General features: G+C 69.4%; 22 protein-coding genes. 15 read left to right on the top strand and 7 right to left on the bottom strand.

The annotated features are described in order from the left end of the window. Positions 1-24: 24 nt before the first annotated feature. From OCU_RS46010 to rplO, 12 genes are all read left to right on the top strand, one after another. Positions 25-915 (top strand): formylglycine-generating enzyme family protein, encoded by an 891-nt coding sequence (locus OCU_RS46010; protein WP_014381115.1) that lies wholly within the window; start codon positions 25-27, stop codon positions 913-915. A gap of 40 nt (positions 916-955) precedes the next feature. After that, positions 956-2,464 (top strand): HNH endonuclease signature motif containing protein, encoded by a 1,509-nt coding sequence (locus tag OCU_RS46005; protein ID WP_014381114.1) that lies wholly within the window; start codon positions 956-958, stop codon positions 2,462-2,464. Between the two features lie 229 nt (positions 2,465-2,693). Then, positions 2,694-3,062, top strand: coding sequence for a 50S ribosomal protein L14 (gene rplN, locus OCU_RS46000; RefSeq protein WP_003403649.1), 369 nt, complete (start codon positions 2,694-2,696; stop codon positions 3,060-3,062). Next, positions 3,063-3,380, top strand: a complete 318-nt coding sequence (gene rplX, locus OCU_RS45995; RefSeq protein ID WP_008260626.1) for a 50S ribosomal protein L24 — start codon at positions 3,063-3,065, stop codon at positions 3,378-3,380. A gap of 1 nt (position 3,381) precedes the next feature. Then, positions 3,382-3,945: a 50S ribosomal protein L5 gene (rplE, locus tag OCU_RS45990; RefSeq protein ID WP_008260625.1), complete on the top strand. Its 564-nt coding sequence runs from the start codon at positions 3,382-3,384 to the stop codon at positions 3,943-3,945. A 4-nt stretch (positions 3,946-3,949) separates the two neighbouring features. After that, positions 3,950-4,135: a type Z 30S ribosomal protein S14 gene (locus OCU_RS45985; RefSeq protein ID WP_003873499.1), complete on the top strand. Its 186-nt coding sequence runs from the start codon at positions 3,950-3,952 to the stop codon at positions 4,133-4,135. A 191-nt stretch (positions 4,136-4,326) separates the two neighbouring features. Beyond that, the gene (gene rpsH / locus OCU_RS45980; protein ID WP_008260619.1) at positions 4,327-4,725 is read left to right on the top strand and encodes a 30S ribosomal protein S8; all 399 of its coding nucleotides are present in this window, start codon (positions 4,327-4,329) and stop codon (positions 4,723-4,725) included. A gap of 11 nt (positions 4,726-4,736) precedes the next feature. Beyond that, the gene (gene rplF / locus OCU_RS45975; protein ID WP_008260611.1) at positions 4,737-5,276 is read left to right on the top strand and encodes a 50S ribosomal protein L6; all 540 of its coding nucleotides are present in this window, start codon (positions 4,737-4,739) and stop codon (positions 5,274-5,276) included. A 41-nt stretch (positions 5,277-5,317) separates the two neighbouring features. Further along, on the top strand, positions 5,318-5,686 hold the full coding sequence (rplR, locus tag OCU_RS45970) for a 50S ribosomal protein L18 (RefSeq protein WP_008260609.1): 369 nt from the start codon (positions 5,318-5,320) through the stop codon (positions 5,684-5,686). Between the two features lie 37 nt (positions 5,687-5,723). Then, positions 5,724-6,404, top strand: a complete 681-nt coding sequence (gene rpsE / locus OCU_RS45965) for a 30S ribosomal protein S5 (RefSeq protein WP_008260606.1) — start codon at positions 5,724-5,726, stop codon at positions 6,402-6,404. Next, complete coding sequence (gene rpmD / locus OCU_RS45960) at positions 6,401-6,586, top strand: 50S ribosomal protein L30 (RefSeq protein ID WP_009951873.1); 186 nt, start codon at positions 6,401-6,403, stop codon at positions 6,584-6,586. Before rpsE ends, rpmD begins: the two co-directional genes overlap by 4 nt. Then, positions 6,583-7,026 carry a 50S ribosomal protein L15 gene (gene rplO, locus OCU_RS45955; RefSeq protein WP_008260595.1) on the top strand — a complete coding sequence of 148 codons (444 nt, stop codon included), beginning with the start codon at positions 6,583-6,585 and terminating at the stop codon, positions 7,024-7,026. The genes rpmD and rplO overlap by 4 nt, the downstream gene beginning before the upstream one ends. Here rplO and OCU_RS45950 read toward each other — a convergent pair. Further along, entirely contained in the window at positions 7,023-7,949 is a 927-nt protein-coding gene (locus tag OCU_RS45950; protein WP_014381111.1) for an LLM class flavin-dependent oxidoreductase, read from the bottom strand. The two genes, rplO and OCU_RS45950, sit on opposite strands and share 4 nt — an antisense overlap. A 38-nt stretch (positions 7,950-7,987) precedes the next feature. Between OCU_RS45950 and sppA the strand changes: the two genes are divergently transcribed. Beyond that, the gene (gene sppA, locus OCU_RS45945) at positions 7,988-9,775 is read left to right on the top strand and encodes a signal peptide peptidase SppA (protein WP_014381110.1); all 1,788 of its coding nucleotides are present in this window, start codon (positions 7,988-7,990) and stop codon (positions 9,773-9,775) included. A gap of 7 nt (positions 9,776-9,782) precedes the next feature. On the opposite strand, the gene OCU_RS45940 is transcribed toward sppA, so the two are convergent. From OCU_RS45940 to OCU_RS45930, 3 genes are read right to left on the bottom strand one after another with little or no spacing between them, the layout of a single operon-like run. Then, positions 9,783-10,697 (bottom strand): class I SAM-dependent methyltransferase, encoded by a 915-nt coding sequence (locus OCU_RS45940; protein ID WP_009951877.1) that lies wholly within the window; start codon positions 10,695-10,697, stop codon positions 9,783-9,785. Between the two features lie 10 nt (positions 10,698-10,707). After that, on the bottom strand, positions 10,708-11,616 hold the full coding sequence (locus tag OCU_RS45935; RefSeq protein ID WP_029383862.1) for a class I SAM-dependent methyltransferase: 909 nt from the start codon (positions 11,614-11,616) through the stop codon (positions 10,708-10,710). Continuing rightward, the gene (locus OCU_RS45930; RefSeq protein ID WP_014381108.1) at positions 11,609-12,553 is read right to left on the bottom strand and encodes a class I SAM-dependent methyltransferase; all 945 of its coding nucleotides are present in this window, start codon (positions 12,551-12,553) and stop codon (positions 11,609-11,611) included. Before OCU_RS45930 ends, OCU_RS45935 begins: the two co-directional genes overlap by 8 nt. A 97-nt stretch (positions 12,554-12,650) precedes the next feature. On the opposite strand from OCU_RS45930, the gene OCU_RS45925 reads away from it, so the two are divergent. Then, entirely contained in the window at positions 12,651-13,415 is a 765-nt protein-coding gene (locus OCU_RS45925) for an SDR family NAD(P)-dependent oxidoreductase (protein WP_014381107.1), read from the top strand. After that, positions 13,412-14,644, top strand: coding sequence for a zinc-dependent alcohol dehydrogenase (locus tag OCU_RS45920; RefSeq protein ID WP_014381106.1), 1,233 nt, complete (start codon positions 13,412-13,414; stop codon positions 14,642-14,644). The genes OCU_RS45925 and OCU_RS45920 overlap by 4 nt, the downstream gene beginning before the upstream one ends. 9 nt (positions 14,645-14,653) lie before the next feature. On the opposite strand, the gene OCU_RS45915 is transcribed toward OCU_RS45920, so the two are convergent. The 3 genes from OCU_RS45915 to OCU_RS45905 are packed head-to-tail and all read right to left on the bottom strand — an operon-like array spanning position 14,654 to position 17,201. Continuing rightward, entirely contained in the window at positions 14,654-15,571 is a 918-nt protein-coding gene (locus OCU_RS45915; protein ID WP_014381105.1) for an MBL fold metallo-hydrolase, read from the bottom strand. Next, entirely contained in the window at positions 15,571-16,224 is a 654-nt protein-coding gene (locus OCU_RS45910) for an L-fuculose-phosphate aldolase (RefSeq protein ID WP_014381104.1), read from the bottom strand. The genes OCU_RS45915 and OCU_RS45910 overlap by 1 nt, the downstream gene beginning before the upstream one ends. Beyond that, positions 16,221-17,201, bottom strand: coding sequence for an NAD(P)-dependent oxidoreductase (locus OCU_RS45905; RefSeq protein ID WP_041785209.1), 981 nt, complete (start codon positions 17,199-17,201; stop codon positions 16,221-16,223). The genes OCU_RS45910 and OCU_RS45905 overlap by 4 nt, the downstream gene beginning before the upstream one ends. Positions 17,202-17,212 lie beyond the last annotated feature (11 nt).

Here is a 17,212-nt window from a genome sequence, read left to right as displayed (position 1 = left end):
CAGGGTTCGTCATACCCTGGACTGGTGCTGAGCGAACTGGTCGACCTCCCCGGCGGGTCATTCCGCATGGGCTCGACCAGCTTCTACCCGGAAGAGGCGCCGATCCATACGGTCGCCGTCGGTCCTTTTGCGGTGGAACGGCACCCGGTGACCAATGCGCAGTTCGCCGAATTCGTCGACGCCACCGGGTATCTCACGGTGGCCGAGCAACCGATCGACCCGGCGCTGTACTCCGGTGCGGATCCCGACGATCTGTGCCCGGGCGCAATGGTTTTCCGGCCGACGCCGGGGCCGGTGGACCTGCGTGACTGGCGACAGTGGTGGCAGTGGGTGCCGGGCGCGAGCTGGCGTCATCCGTTCGGGCCCGACAGCGACGTGGCCGACCGCGGCGATCACCCGGTGGTGCAGGTCGCCTACCCCGACGCGGCCGCCTACGCGCGCTGGGCGGGGCGGCGGCTGCCGACCGAGGCCGAGTGGGAGTACGCGGCCCGCGCCGGAAGCACCACGACGTACTCGTGGGGTGACGAGGTCACCAGCGATGGCCGGCTGATGGCCAACACCTGGCAGGGCAGCTTCCCCTACCGCAATGACGGGGCGCTCGGCTGGGTGGGGACCTCGCCGGTCGGCACGTTTGCGCCCAACGCGTTCGGCCTTATCGACATGATCGGCAACGTCTGGGAATGGACCGCCACCGAATTCTCGCCGCACCACCGGCTCGATTCGCCGCCCAAGGCCTGCTGCACCCCGCCGGGCCCCGCCGACCCGTCCGTCAGCCAGACGTTGAAGGGCGGCAGCCACCTGTGCGCGCCGGAGTACTGCCACCGATACCGGCCGGCGGCCCGGTCCCCGCAATCGCAGGACTCCGCGACCACCCACATCGGGTTTCGCTGCGTGGCGGATTCGCGGTCAGGCTAGGTGGGGCGGTTTGTCGGACCCCCGTGGCATAGTCGAACGTATGTTCGATGAGGTGCGGCGGCGTGCGGTGATCGCGGAGCTTGATGAGCTCGTTGAGCGTTGTCATCCGTCGTCGACGCGGGAGTCGGCGGCGTTGTTGGAACACCTCGGGGTTGTGGCGCGGGTGGAGAATCGGGCGGCGGCGGCGCAGTTGGTGGCGATCGGGGAGTTGTTTGCCTATCGGCTCTCGCGCTGTGCGGAGACCGAGGAGTGGGCGGTGGACACCGAGGCGGCGGTGGCCGCGGAGGTGGGCGCGCAGTTGCGGATCGGCCAGGGGTTGGCCGCGAGTCGGGTGCGCTATGCCCGCGCGATGCGCGAACGCCTGCCGAAAGTGGGGGCGGTGTTTGGCGCCGGGGATATCGATTATCGGATGTTTCAGACCATCGTGTTCCGCACCGATTTGATCGTCGATCCCGAGGTTCTGGGGGCGGTGGACGCGGTGTTGGCGGCCAATGTGGGCCGGTGGCCGTCGTTGAGTCAGGGCCGGTTGGCGGCCCAGGTCGACAAGGTCGTGGCCAAGGCTGATGTGGATGCGGTGCGGCGGCGCCAGGAGCGCGCGGCCGGCCGGCAGGTGTGGATGGCCGACATGGGTGATGGGCTGGCGCATCTGGAGGCCACCCTGTATGCCCCGGATGCCCATGCCCTGGATCGGCGCCTGGATGGGTTGGCGGCCACGGTGTGTGCGCATGACCCACGGACTCGGGAGCAGCGCCGCGCTGATGCATTGGGGGCGTTGGCCGCCGACGCCGATCGGCTGGGGTGTCGCTGCGGGCGCGCGGATTGTGCGGCCGGGGGGCGGGCCGCGGGCCCGGTGACTGTCCATGTGATCGGCGAACACGCGGTGCTGGAGGGTCGCGCATCCACCCCGGGTGCCGAGGTCGGCGCCGAGGGATTGATCCCCCCGGAGGTGCTCGCCGAGCTGGCGGCCTCGGCCACACTGGTGCCGTTGACCCATCCCGGCGACGCCGCCCCGGAGCCGGGGTATGTGCCCTCGCGGGCGCTGGCCGATTTTGTGCGGTGTCGGGATCTGACGTGTCGCTGGCCCGGCTGTGATCGCCCGGCCACCGCCTGCGATGTGGACCACACCATCCCCTACGCCGCCGGTGGCCCCACACACGCGTCGAACCTCAAGGCGCTGTGCCGTACGCATCATTTGGTGAAAACGTTTTGGGGCTGGCAGGAAAAGCAGCTGCCCGATGGCACGCTGATCTTCACCTCCCCGGCCGGGCACACCTATGTGACCACCCCGGGCAGCGCGCTGCTGTTTCCCAGCTTGTGCGCGGCCACCGGCGCGATCGCGGCCCCCGAAGCCGACCCGCCCCCGAACCACTGCGCCCAGCGCACCGCGATGATGCCCCAACGCCGCCGCACCCGCACCCAAGACCGCGCCACCCGCATCGCAGCAGAACGCAAACACAACCGCGACGCCCGGCTGGCCCGGCGGGCCCCGTCGGCGACCTGCTCCTGGCCCACCGTCTACGGTCCCGACGACGATCCGCCGCCGTTCTAGGTGCGGAATTTCCTGATCTCGATGCCGTCGGAGCGGAATTTGGCTCTGAGCTGGTCGTCCCCTAGACTCTAGGGGTTGCCTTGGGCAGACCTCGGCCGGTGCGAATCGGCCCCGCGTGCCCTTCGGTGACAAAGACCGCGCACGTCAGGTTTTTGGTGGGTCATGCCCGCCGAAGGCTCACCCAGGTGGGTTCTCCTGCCGTGCACACGCAACCAGGTCAGGAGATCGAGTGATTCAGCAGGAATCGCGGCTGAAGGTCGCCGACAACACCGGCGCCAAGGAGATCTTGTGCATCCGTGTGCTCGGCGGTTCGTCGCGACGCTACGCCGGCATCGGCGATGTCATCGTCGCCACCGTCAAGGACGCCATCCCCGGCGGCAACGTCAAGCGTGGGGACGTCGTCAAGGCCGTCGTGGTGCGCACGGTCAAGGAGCGCAGGCGCCCCGACGGCAGCTACATCAAATTCGACGAGAACGCCGCGGTGATCATCAAGCCCGACAACGACCCACGCGGGACGCGCATCTTCGGGCCCGTCGGCCGCGAACTGCGCGAGAAGCGGTTCATGAAGATCATCTCGCTGGCTCCGGAGGTTTTGTAGATGAAGGTCAAAAAGGACGACACCGTCCTGGTGATCGCGGGTAAGGACAAGGGCGCCAAAGGCAAGGTGCTCAAGGTCTACCCCGAGCGCAACCGGGTGCTGGTCGAGGGCGTCAACGCCATCAAGAAGCACACCGCGATTTCGACCAACCAGCGCGGAGCCCAGTCGGGCGGAATCGTCACCCAGGAAGCCCCGATCGACGCGTCCAACGTGATGGTGGTCGACTCGGACGGCAAGCCGACCCGCGTCGGCTACCGGGTCGACGAGGAGACCGGCAAGCGCGTCCGCATCTCCAAGCGCAACGGCAAGGACATCTGACATGACCACTGCAGAAAAGGTGCAGCCGCGCCTGAAAGAGCGCTACCGCAACGAGATTCGCGATGCGTTGCACAAGGAATTCGGCTACGGCAACGTGATGCAGATCCCGACGGTGACCAAGGTCGTCGTCAACATGGGTGTCGGCGACGCCGCCCGGGACGCGAAGTTGATCAACGGCGCCGTCAGCGACCTGGCGCTGATCACCGGGCAGCGGCCCGAGATCCGTCGCGCCCGCAAATCCATCGCGCAGTTCAAACTGCGTGAGGGCATGCCGATCGGCGCGCGGGTCACCCTGCGCGGGGACCGGATGTGGGAGTTCCTCGACCGTCTCACCTCGATCGCGCTGCCCCGTATCCGCGACTTCCGCGGCCTTTCGCCCAAGCAGTTCGACGGTGTCGGCAACTACACCTTCGGGCTGGCCGAGCAGTCGGTGTTCCACGAGATCGACGTGGACAAGATCGACCGGGTCCGCGGCATGGACATCAACGTCGTCACCTCGGCGACGACTGACGAAGAAGGACGAGCGCTGCTGCGGGCCCTCGGCTTTCCCTTCAAGGAGAACTGAGTAAATGGCAAAGAAGGCACTGGTCAACAAGGCCGCACGCAAGCCGAAGTTCGCGGTGCGCGGCTACACGCGCTGCAACAAGTGCGGCCGGCCGCGCGCGGTCTTCCGCAAATTCGGCCTGTGCAGGATCTGCCTGCGCGAGATGGCGCATGCGGGCGAGCTGCCCGGCGTGCAAAAGAGCAGCTGGTAAACAGCGCAAACCCCCAGACCAACCCAGAAAAGTGCGCGACAGGCCCGGACCGGGAACCACCGCGAGGAAGGTGACAGACACTGTCATGACTGCGACATCGACGAAGCAGAGCGCAGCGATGAAGAGGAGTGGCGCTCGATGACTGCGACAGCGACGAAGCAGAGCGCAGCGATGAAGAGGAGTGGCGCTCGATGACTATGACGGACCCGATCGCAGACTTCTTGACACGTCTGCGCAACGCCAATTCGGCGTATCACGACGAGGTGACGTTGCCGCACTCGAAGCTCAAGGCGAACATCGCCCAGATCCTCAAGAGCGAGGGCTACATCAGCGATTACCGCACCGAGGATGCTCGGGTCGGCAAGTCGCTGATCGTTCAGCTCAAGTACGGGCCGAGCCGGGAGCGCAGCATCGCCGGCTTGCGCCGCGTGTCCAAGCCCGGCCTGCGGGTGTACGCGAAATCCACCAATCTGCCGCGCGTGCTCGGCGGCCTGGGAGTGGCGATCATCTCCACCTCCTCGGGCCTGCTGACCGACCGCCAGGCAGCCCGACAGGGCGTGGGCGGCGAAGTCCTCGCGTACGTGTGGTGAGGGGGTAAAAGATGTCGCGTATTGGTAAGCAGCCGGTTCCGGTTCCCGCCGGAGTCGACGTAACGATCGACGGTCAGAAGGTCTCGGTGAAAGGCCCCAAGGGCACGCTGGATCTGACCGTGGCCGAGCCGATCACCGTGGCGCGCAACGACGATGGCGCGATCGTGGTCACCCGCCCCAACGACGAGCGGCGCAACCGCTCGCTGCACGGGCTGTCGCGCACCCTGGTGTCCAACCTGGTCACCGGCGTGACGCAGGGCTACACCACCAAGATGGAGATCTTCGGTGTCGGTTACCGCGTGCAGCTCAAGGGCTCCAACCTCGAGTTCGCGCTGGGCTACAGCCATCCCGTGGTGATCGAGGCGCCCGACGGCATCACGTTCGCCGTGCAGTCGCCGACGAAGTTCACCATCACCGGGATCGACAAGCAGAAGGTCGGCCAGATCTCGGCGAACATCCGTCGTCTGCGTCGCCCCGACCCGTACAAGGGCAAGGGCGTGCGCTACGAGGGCGAGCAGATCCGCCGCAAGGTCGGAAAGACAGGTAAGTAATCATGGCGCAATCACAAGCTGGCGCCGCCGCGCGAAAGCCGGTGGGGCAGAGCGTATCCGCGACTCGGCGCGTCTCTCGGCTGCGCCGGCACGCCCGGCTGCGCAAGAAGATCGAGGGCACGCCGCAGCGTCCGCGGCTGGTGGTCAACCGATCCGCGCGACACATTCATGTGCAACTGGTCAACGACGAGAACGGGACCACGGTGGCCGCCGCGTCGTCGATCGAGGACGACGTGCGCAGCCTGCAGGGGGACAAGAAAGCCCGCAGCGTGCGGGTGGGCCAGCTGATCGCGGAGCGCGCCAAGGCCGCCGGCATCGACAGCGTGGTCTTCGACCGCGGCGGATACACCTACGGCGGACGGATCGCGGCGCTGGCCGATGCCGCACGCGAGAACGGATTGCAATTCTGATGACTGAGAACGTGTACACGACTGGAAGGACCGCATAATGGCGGAGCAGCCCGCCGGCGGACAAGGCGCCGGCGACAGCCGTGACTCGCGCGGTGACCGCGACAGCCGCGGTCGGCGCGGCGACGGCGGTCGTGGCCGCGACCGCGACGGCGACAAGAGCAACTACCTGGAGCGGGTCGTCGCCATCAACCGCGTCTCCAAGGTGGTCAAGGGTGGTCGGCGATTCAGCTTCACCGCGCTGGTGATCGTCGGTGACGGCAACGGCATGGTCGGCGTCGGCTACGGCAAGGCCAAGGAAGTTCCCGCCGCCATCGCCAAGGGCGTCGAGGAGGCCCGCAAGGGCTTCTTCCGGGTGCCGCTGATCCGCGGGACCATCACGCACCCGGTGCAGGGTGAGGCGGCCGCCGGCGTGGTGCTGCTGCGCCCGGCCAGCCCGGGTACCGGTGTGATCGCCGGCGGCGCCGCCCGCGCGGTGCTGGAATGCGCTGGCGTGCACGACATCCTGGCCAAGTCGCTGGGCAGTGACAACGCCATCAACGTGGTGCACGCGACCGTCGCCGCGCTCAAGCTGCTGCAGCGCCCCGAGGAGGTTGCCGCCCGCCGCGGACTGCCCATCGAGGACGTTGCGCCGGCCGGAATGCTCAAGGCGCGACGGGAAAGCGACGCGCTGGCCAGTGCGGCGGCACGTGAGGCGCAGATTTCGGGGACCCAACCATGAGCAGTCAACTGAAGATCACCCAGGTGCGCAGCACCATCGGGGCCCGCTGGAAGCAGCGTGAGTCCCTGCGCACCCTCGGCCTGCGACGGATCCGCCACTCGGTGATCCGCGAGGACAACCCGCAGACCCGCGGCCTGATCGCGGTGGTCAGCCACCTGGTCGAGGTAGAGGAGGCCAAGTGACTATCAAGCTGCACGACCTGAAACCCGCCCGCGGCTCGAAGACCGCCCGCACCCGCGTCGGTCGCGGTGAAGGCTCCAAGGGCAAGACCGCCGGCCGCGGTACCAAGGGCACCAAGGCGCGCAAGAACGTGCCGGCCACCTTCGAGGGTGGTCAGATGCCGATCCACATGCGGCTGCCCAAGCTCAAGGGGTTCCGCAACCGGTTCCGCACCGAGTACGAGATCGTCAACGTCGGCGACCTCAATCGGCTTTTCCCGCAAGGCGGTTCGATCGGCGTGGACGAGCTGGTGGCCAAGGGCGCCGTTCGCAAGAACTCGCTGATCAAGGTCCTCGGCGACGGCAAGTTGACCGTCAAGGTCGAGGTGACCGCGCACAAGTTCAGCGGCAGCGCACGCGAGAAGATCACCGCCGCCGGCGGCTCGGCCACCGAGCTGTCCTAACTCAGCTGCGGAATCACTTCCGCGGCAAGGCGTTCCATCTGCTCGCGGTTCTCGCTCGCGTCGATGCCGACGGGATTCAGTAACAGCATCTGCGCCCCGGCGTCGATGACCTCGCGCAGCCCGCGGGCCACGTCGTCGGGGGTGCCGGAGACCGGCACGTCCTGCACGCCGGGCATCCGCCCGTAGATGCGATCCAGCCCGGCGAGCACGCGTTCCCGCGCCCTGGCGGCGTCGTCGTCGACCGTCAGGTAGACCCGCTTGGCGATGGTGAACCCGGCGGGGTCCTTGTGTTGCGCGTCGAGCTCACGGCGCACGACGGCGACGGCCCCGGCGAACGCCTCCGTGGTCGACGAGCCGGCGCCCAGGAACGAATCGCCGTGCCGCACGGCGCGGGCCAGGGCCTTCGGGGCGAGGCCCCCGAACCAGATCGGCGGGTGCGGTCGCTGCACCGGCTTGGGCGCGACGGGCAGGTCGTCGACCTCGCGAAAACGGCCGTGGAACGTCACCCGGGGGTCGTCGGACCAGGCGGCCTTCATCAGCTCCAGGCCCTCGGTGAAATACGAGATGAAGGTGTCCTTGTCCACGCCGAAGGCGGCGAATTTCCGCCGCCCGCCACCGGGGGCGACACCCACGTCGAGGCGGCCGTGGCTGAGCCGGTCGACGGCGGTGATCGCCGAGGCCAGCTGCAGCGGTTCGTGCAGCGACGTCACCAGCACGCCGACGCCCAGGCGCAGCCGCTCGGTGCAGGCGGCGCAATAGGCCAGCAGCTCCATCGGGGCCAGTAGCGGCGCGGGTCCGATGATCTGTTCGAGCACCCAGCCACCCTCGAACCCGAGCTCCTCGGCGCGGGTGAGAAAGGACCGCAGCCCCGCCGCGTCGAACGTCTCGTAGTCGAACTGCGGGATGGCGATGGAAAACCTCACCGGACCACCGTACGGTGGCCGGTCGGTAGTCTGCAGGCATGTTCGCTTTCCTGCCCTCGATACCCGGTTTGTCAAAAGGCGCGGACGAGGTGCGCGCGCTGGCCGACCGGGTCGACACCGCACGTCATCACGGCGTGCCCAACGGCTGCGTGCTCGAATTGGATCTGCGCTCAATGCCGCCGGAGACGTCGGGGTTCGACCCGCTGGCGATGATCACCGGTGGGAGCCGTCCGGTGTCGCTGCGCGACACGGTGTCCGCCATCTACCGGGCGGCCGAGGATCCGCGGGTCGCCGGGCTGATCGCCCGCGTGCAACTGACGGCGTCGCCGTCGGCCGCGGTGCAGGAACTGCGCGAGGCCATCGTCGCGTTCACCGCCGCCAAGCCGTCACTGGCCTGGGCCGAGACCTACCCGGGCACGTTGTCGTACTACCTGGCCTCGGCCTTCGGCGAGGTCTGGATGCAGCCGGCGGGAAGCGTCGGGCTGATCGGCTTCGCCAGCAACGCCACCTTTTTACGCGACGCGTTCGACAAGGCCGGCATCGAAGCCGAAGTCGTCGCGCGCGGCGAATACAAGTCCGCGGCAAACCGTTTCACCGAGCACGGCTTCACCGAGGCCCACCGCGAGGCCGTCACCCGGATGCTCGAGAGCATCCGGGAGCAGGTGTGGGAAGCGGTGGGGACATCACGCAAGCTCGACGCCGCCGCCCTGGACGCCCTGGCCGATCGCGCCCCGCTGTTGCGCGAGGAGGCCGTGTCCTCGGGCCTGGTCGACCGTATCGGATTCCGGGACGAAGCCTATGACCGCATCGCGGAACTGGTTGGCGTGAAAGATGTTTCGGAGGAGAATGCGCCGCCGCGGCTGTATCTGTCGCGCTACGCCGGCGCCGCACGGTCGCGGCTGATCCCGCCGGCGCCGTCGGTGCCCGGTCGCCGGCCCAAGCCGACGGTGGCCGTCATCAACGTCGACGGCACGATCGTCGACGGGCGCGGTGGACCCCAGTTCCTGCCGTTCGGCACCTCCACGGTCGGCAGCGACACCATAGCGCCGGCGCTGCGGGAGGCCGCCGCCGACGATTCGGTGTCGGCGATCGTGGTGCGCGTCAACAGCCCCGGCGGCTCGGTCACCGCGTCGGAAACCCTGTGGCGCGAGGTGAAAAAGGCCCGCAACCGGGGCAAGCCGGTGGTGGCGTCGATGGGGTCGGTCGCCGCCTCCGGCGGTTACTACATCGCCGTGGCGGCCGACGCGGTCGTCGCCAGCCCCGCGACGATCACCGGTTCGATCGGCGTGCTCACCGGCAAGCTGGTGATCCGTGATCTGCTGGGGCGGCTGGGCGTCGGCTCGGACACCGTGCGCACCAACGCCAACGCCGACGCCTGGGCGATCGACACGCCGTTCACGCCGGAGCAGCGCGCCCACCGGGAGGCCGAGGCCGACCTGCTGTACGCCGACTTCGTGGCGCGGGTGGCCGACGGGCGCAACCTGACCAAAGACGCCGTCGACCGGGTCGCGCGGGGCCGGGTCTGGACCGGCGCCGACGCGCTGGAGCGGGGCCTGGTCGACGAGCTGGGCGGGTTCCGAACCGCGCTGCGGCGCGCGAAAATCCTTGCCGGACTGGACGAGGACGCCGACGTGCGCATCGTCACCTACCCGGGCGGTTCGCTGCTGGACATGCTTCGGCCCCGGGCGTCCTCGCAGCCGGCCGCCGCGTCGCTGCCCGACGCGCTGGGGGCGCTGCTGGGCCGCACCATCGGCGGCATCGTGGACAACGTCGAACGGTCCGTCAGCGGCGCCAGCGCGCTGTGGGCGGGGCCCTGGCGGCTCTAGGGTTTAGCTAGCCGCCGAGCCTGCCGCTGATGAAGACGATCTCACCGAGCGGGTCGTCGTCCTCCGGGGCGCGCACGTCGAACCCGCCGCGCTCGAAAAGCTCGGTGCGGGTCACGCCCTCGGCGTGCCACCCGGTGCTCGACAGGTAGTCCACGACATGGTTGCGGTCGCCGGTGTAGACCAGCGACGCCATGTCGATGTCCACGCCGTGGTCCCGGAACGAACCGGACATCTCCCGCACCTTCTCGGCGTCGAAATCCACGATGCCGGGCACGAATTCGGTGGCGATGGTGCTGCCGGGCGCGCTGAGCGCGGTGATGTTGTCGAACAGCCGGTCCTGGGCGTCCGGCGGCAGGTAGATCAGCAGGCCCTCGGCCAGCCACGCCGTCGGTGCGGTCGTATCGAACCCGGCGTCCTTCAGCGCGGTCGGCCAGTCCGCCCGCAGGTCGATGCCGACGGTGCGCCGATCGGCGGTCGGCTCGGCGCCGATGCCGGCCAGCGTGCTGGTTTTGAACTCGATCACCTGGGGCTGGTCGATCTCGTAGACGACCGTGCCGTCCGGCCACGGCAACCGGTAGGCGCGCGCGTCCAGCCCGGAGGCCAGGATCACCACCTGACGCACGCCGGCGCCGACGGCGTCCATGAAATAGTCGTCGAAGTACCTGGTGCGCACCGTCATTCCGTCGATCATCGCCTGAACGCGCACCGACGAGGCGTTCTCGATCGCATCGATGTCGAGCTCGCCGTCCATCATCTTGGTGAAGAATTCCACCCCGACCGCCCGCACCAGCGGCTCGGCGAACGGATCGTTGATCAGACCCCGCGGATCCTTCGTCGCCATCGCCCGCCCCGCCGCGACCATCGTCGCGGTGGCGCCGACGCTGGACGCCAGATCCCAGTTGTCGTCGTGAGTGCGTGGCATGGGAAAAACCTTACTCGAGCGTCGCGGCGACGTAGCTCAGCTCACCGAAGGTGGCCGCCATCTCGTCCTCGGGAAACTCAAACCCGTTGCGGGCGTATAGTTCCCGGGCGGGATGCGCGCTCACCTGCCAGCCATGGCCGTTCAGGTAGTCGACGACGACGTTGCGCTCGCCCCGGTAGAACAGGTCGGCCGCATTCAGGTCGAAGCCGAAGCGCTGCCACCGCTCGGAGATGCGGCGCAGGCGCTCGTCGGAGAACGCGTCGGGGTCGGGCACGTGTTCGGTCGCCACCCGGCTGCCCGGCGCGGACAGCGCGGTGATGTTGTCGAACAGCCGGTCCTGCGCCTCGGGCGGCAGGTAGGGCAGCAGCCCCTCGGCGCTCCAGGCGGTCGGCTGGGTGACGTCAAAACCACCGTCGCGCAAGGCCGCCGGCCAGTCGTCGCGCAGGTCGATGCTGATCGTGCGGCGCTGCGCGGTGGGGGCGGCGCCGAGGCCGGCCAGCGTGTCGGTCTTGAAGGCGATGACGTCGGGCTGGTCGATCTCGTAGACCACGGTTCCCGCCGGCCACCGCAGGCGGTAGGCCCGGGTGTCCAGGCCGGAGGCCAGGATGACCGCCTGCTTGATGCCCGCGTTCGTCGCGTCCAGGAAGAAGTCGTCGAAAAACCTGGTGCGCACCGTGATCTGCTCGGCCCGCGCCCGGCGGTTGAACAGCGGGTCGTCCTCGAAGTCGATCTCGCCGTCGATGATCCGGATGAAGGGATCCAGGCCGACGGCGCGGACCAGCGGGTCGGCCAGCGGATCGTCGAGCAGCGCGTCGGGACCCTTCGACGCGACCGCGCGGGACGCGGCGACCATGGTCGCCGTCGCCCCCACGCTGTGTGCCGGCCCCCAGCTGTCGCCCTCGGCGCGCCCCTCACTCATAGGTGCCGCTCGTGTAGAGCATCTCGCCCATCCGCATGTCGTCGTCGCCGAGCGGGTCAAGCCCGTTGGCGGCGAACAGATCCCGGATGCTGGCGCTGTTCAGGCGCCACCCGTGAGCGGCCAGGTAGGGGGCGGCCTCGTTGCGGTCGCCGAAGTAGACCAGCCCCGCCATGTCGAGATCGAAGCCGTGCGCGCGCCAGCGCTCGGAGATCGCCTGCATGCGCTCCTTGAGCTTCTCGTCGTCGCCGGGTGCGGGGTTGGGCGCGCTCTCGGTGGCCAGCCGGCTGCCCGGCGCGCTGAGCTCGGTGATGGTGTCCAGCAGGCGATCCTGTGCCTCCGGCGGCAGGTAGCCGAGCAGGCCCTCGGCGCTCCACGCCGTCGGCTGGGCGGGATCGAATCCGGCGTCCTTGAGCGCTGTGGGCCAGTCGTCGCGCAGGTCGACGGCCACCACGCGCCGCTCGGCGGTGGGGGCGGCGCCCAGCTCGGCCAGCGAGCGGGTCTTGAATTCGATGACCTGCGGCTGGTCCACCTCGTAGACCACCGTCCCGGCCGGCCACGCCAACCGGTAGGCCCGCGCGTCCAGCCCGGAGGCCAGGATCACCGCCTGCTTGATGCCCGCGTTCGTGGCGTCCATGAAGAATTCGTCGAAGAACTTGGTGCGCACGGCCATGTTGTCGGCCATCCGCGACATTGCCCCGGCGGAGCTGGCGGCGCCGTCGTGGACGTCGTTCAGCTCGGCCGGGTCGAGCTCGCCGCTGGCCAGCCGGGAGAGCAGGTCGACTCCGACCGCCTTGACCAGCGGCTCGGCGAACGGGTCGTTGATCAGCGGGCGCTCGGCGCGGGTGGCCATCGCCCGGGCCGCCGCGACCATGGTGGCGGTCACGCCGACGCTGGAGGCGAGGTCCCAGGTGTCGCCCTCGTACCTGGTGGAAGTCATGGTGGTGCCCCTATCGGAGGTAGTCAATCTAATATTTAGCCGATATAACAAGCTTCCCCCACTGTACGCTTCCCGCGATTCGCGGCAACCTTTACTGATGGCGTACGAGCGGGTGCTGATCACGGGCGCTTCGTCGGGTCTGGGCGCGGCCCTGGCCCGGCGTCTGGCCGGCGGTGGCGCAGTGGTCGGGCTGGTCGCGCGCCGCCGGGATCGGCTGGCCGAGGTCCTGGCCGACTGCCGGCGTACCGCCCCGGGATCGGCGATGTGGGTCGCCGACCTGGCCGACACCTCCGCGCTGCGTGACCTGGCGGCGACCGCCTGGGACACGCTCGGGGGCATCGACGTGCTGATCAACAACGCGGCCGTCCCGAAGCGGCGCCCGGTCACCGCGCTGGATCCCGACGAGGTCGAAGAGGTCATGCGGGTCAACTTCTTCGCCCCGATGCGGCTGACGCTGGCCCTGTTGCCGCGGATGCGCGAGCGGGGATCGGGCATGATCGTCAACGTGTCCAGTGTCGGCGGCCGGCTCGGGATAATCCACGAAAGCGCCTACTGTGCAAGCAAATTCGCGCTGTGTGGCTGGAGCGAGGCGATGGCCGTGGACCTGCACGGCACACCTATCGCGGTGAAGCTGATCGAGCCCGGCCCGGTGGACACGGAGATCTGGGATCACCCGGGCAGCGAGGAACCCCTCTACCGGGGTCCCAAGGTTTCCGCCGACGAGGTGGCCGACGGCATCCTCGCCGCCCTGGGCACCGAGGGCTTCGAGCATTACGTGCCGGACATGAAACCGGTCGTCGACGCCAAGAACGCCGACCTCGACGCGTTCATCGCCGGGGCGGCGGGGCTGGCGGCGCCATGAGGGCGCTGGTCTACGGCGTGCCACCGGAGCCCTTCGAGGTGCCCGAGCGCGCCAACGCGCTCACCCAGAACCTGGCCCGCACCCCGACCGCGCTGCGCGAGGTGCCGGATCCGCAACTGCCGCAGGAGGACTGGGTGCTCACCCGGCCGCGGCTGACCGGCATCTGCGGGTCGGATTCCAAGCAGATCCTGATGGACTTCGGCGAAGGCGACGCCGACAACGCCATGTCCGCGTTCTGTTCGTTCCCGCAAGTCCTGGGCCACGAGGTGGTGGCCGACGTGGTGGCGCTGGGCCCCAGGGCGCGCGGCCTGCAGGTGGGGCAGCGGGTGGTGCTCAACCCGTGGCTGTCCTGCGGGCCGCGGGGCATCGCGCCGCCCTGCCCGGCGTGTCAGGCCGGCGACTACAGCCTGTGCTGGAGCTTCACCGACGGCGCCCTGAGCCCCGGCATCCACACCGGCGTCTCGGCCGACGTGACGGGCGGCTACGCCGAATTGATGCCCGCCCACGACAGCATGCTGTTCGCGGTTCCGGACTCGATCCCCGACGAGGCGGCCGTGTTCGCCGACCCGTTCTCGGTGTCCCTGCACGCGGTCACCCGCCACCCTCCGCCCGATACGGGCCCGGTGCTGGTGTACGGGGCCGGCTCGCTGGGTTTGTGCGCGGTCGCGATCCTGCGGGCGCTGTATCCCGACGTGGCCGTGGCCGTGATAGCCCGTTTCGGTGCCCAGGCCGAGCTGGCCCGCCGGTTCGGCGCCGCGAAAGTCCTTGCCCACGAGCCGCGTTCGGACCTCATCGAGGAGCTCGTGGCGTGGGGCGGTGGCCGGCTGCGCCGGCCGCTGCTGGGCCTGCCGATGGCCCACCCCGGCGCGGTCGACGTCGTCTACGACACGATCGGAAAGCCCGAGACCTTCGAGGTGGGCGTCCGGGTCCTGCGCTCGCGGGGCACCCTGGTGAAGGCCGGCGTGCACGCGCCCGGCCGCTGGGAGGACAGCCCGCTCTACTTCAAAGAGGTTTCCCTGGTGGGCTCCAACGCCTTCGGCGTCGAGGAGGTCGACGGGCAGCGCAAGCACGCCATCGCCCACTACCTCGACCTGGCCGGCGCCGGACGCGTCGACCTGCGTCCCATGCTCACCCATACCTTCGGGTTGGCGCGGTGGCGCGACGCTTTCTGGGCGCTCGCCGATCAGGGCGAGAGCGGCGCGGTCAAGGTGGCGATCGATCAGCGGTGACCTCGCACGTCACAGGGCTGGAATGTCCAGCCACTCACCGACTTCGAATTCGTCGCCGAGCGCGCGGATCGTCGCGCCGCCGCGGCCGGGGTAGTGCGCGGGTATCACCGTCGCTGTCGCCTGCGCGGCCTCGGTGAAGATGCGGCGGCGGGTCACTGCGGCCGCGGCGGCGTCGATGTCGAAGGCGCACGCGTCGCCGGGGCGACGCACCTGCAACGGGCTGTGGGTGAGATCACCGACGAAGACCGCGGGTTGGCCCGCGTCCAGCCAGAGCACCGAGGAGCCCGGCGTGTGCCCGGGGGCGGGCCGCAGCCGCAGCGAATCGCTGACCGCGTAGTCGTCCGACCACCGGATCAGTTGCCCCGCAGCGTCGATGGGTAACACGCTGTCCGCGAACACCAGCTGGTCGCCGCGCTGCTGGGCAGCTTCGGCTTCGGTGCGCGGCGACCGCCGCGCGGCGGGCCCGTCGGGTTCGAAGTGGCGATAGTCGGCGGCGGGCAGCAGGTACCGGGCGTTGGGGAACGTCGGCACCCAGGTGCCGTTGTCCAGCATGGTGTTCCAGCCGACGTGGTCGGAGTGCATGTGGGTGTTGACCACCACGTCGACGGCGTCGCGCTCGACGCCCGCCGAACGCAGCGCGGCCAAGAACGCCGTGTTCAGGTGGTCCAAGGGCGGCATGTGCGGGCGCAGCCGATCGTTGCCGACGCCGGTGTCGACGATGACCGTCAGGCCGTCGACCTGAATGACCCAGCTCTGGATCGCGATGTGCCACTGATCGGTGTCGGGATCGAAGAAGTCGGGCACCAGCAGGTCGGCATTGTCGTGCCACCCCGACGGCGGGGTATGGGGAAAAGACTTGGCGCCCAACGAGAATCGCAGTTCGACTACCCGCGCCAGGGTGGCGCGGCCGAGCCGGAACCGCCGCATCAGGCGTTGGCCCGCAGATAACCGTAGACCGCGGCGAAGTTTTTGTTGACGTCCTCGGGGATCGGCACCGGCCCCCCGAGAGCGCGTGCGCCCCAAACGATTTGGGCGGTGCGCTCCACCAGCGCGGTGACATGTAAAACCTTGTCGGGCCGCGGTCCCACCGCCACCAGGCCGTGGTTGGCGATCAGGGCGGCGGCGCGGCCCTCGAGCGCGGCGACCGCGTTGGTACCCACGTCGGCGGTCCCGGACGCGGCGTAATCGGTGCACCGGACGTCCCCGCCGCAATACACCGCGAACTCGTCGATGCACGCCGGGATCGGTTGGTGGGCGATGGCGAACATGGTCGCCCACACCGGATGACTGTGAATGACGCTGCCGATGTCGTCGAACGCGGCAAAGCAGGCCAGGTGCAACTGCATCTCCGAGGACGGCGACCGGCCATCGGCCGCCTGCAGCACCGAGCCGCCCGGATCGACCAGCACGAGGTCGTCGAGCTGCATGTCGCGGTAGTCGACGGAAGACGGGGTGATGACGATGTTGCCGTCGGCGCGGCGCGCCGAGATGTTGCCGGCGGTGCCCTCCACCAGGCCCCGGCGCAGCATGTCCTTGGCCGCGTCCAGCACCGCGGTCTCCGCGTTCTCGACGAATTTCATGGGCCTAGTACCTCCGGGTTGACGAGATGGGCGGGCGCGTCACCCTTCAGCAGCGCCTCGAGGTCGTCGGCCACCATCTGCGCCTGCCGGGCCTCGGTGTTCCAGGTCGCGCCGCCGATGTGCGGGGTCAGCACGACGTTTGCCATCCCCACGAGCGGATGGTCGGCCGGCAGCCATTCGCCGGCGAAGTGATCCAGGCCGGCGGCGGCCACCTTGCCCGCGACCAGGGCGTCGACGAGCGCGTCGGTGTCGTGCAGCTGGGCGCGGGCGGTATTGAGGAAGACCACGCCGTCGCGCATGGCCGCGAACTGCCCGGCGCCGATCATGCCGGCCGTGTCATCGGTGACCGGCGCGTGCAGCGACACGATGTCGGCCTCGGCCAGCAGCTCGTCGAGGCTGTGGCGCGCGTCGGGGTTGTACGGGTCGTGCGCGATGACCCGCAGGCCCAACCCGGACAGCCGCCACTGGGTGGCGCGGCCGACGGCGCCCAGGCCCACCAGCCCGGCGGTGCGCCCCGCGATCTCGCCGCCGCGGAAACGCTGATAGGGGATGCTGCCGTCGCGAAAGATGTTGCCGCTGCGCACATCCGCGTCCGCGGGCAGCACGTGGCGGGTGGCGGCCAGCAGCAGCGCCACCGTCATCTCGGCGACGGCGTCGGCGTTGCGGGCCGGGGTGTTCAGCACCGGGATGCCGGCCGCGGTGGCCCCGGCGATGTCGACGTTGTTGGGGTCGCCGCGGGTGGAGGCGATCGCGCGCAACCCCTGGGCGAACACCGGGCCGCGCACCGAATCGCTTTCCACCACCACGATTTCGGCGCCCTCGCTCGCGATCCGTTCGGCCAGCTGCTCGGCGCTGTAGATGCGCAGCGGGGTCTGCTCGATCCAGGGGTCATAGATCACGTCGGCCAGTTCCCGCAGCTTGGCGAAGCCCGGGCCCCGCATCGGGGCCGTGACCAAGGCGCGCGGTTTGGACGTCACGAATGCCAATG

It is taken from the genome of Mycobacterium intracellulare ATCC 13950 (assembly GCF_000277125.1).
Lineage (GTDB): Bacteria > Actinomycetota > Actinomycetes > Mycobacteriales > Mycobacteriaceae > Mycobacterium > Mycobacterium intracellulare.
Note: the sequence above shows the minus strand (reverse complement) of the source record. Positions and strands in the feature narration are given on the sequence as shown.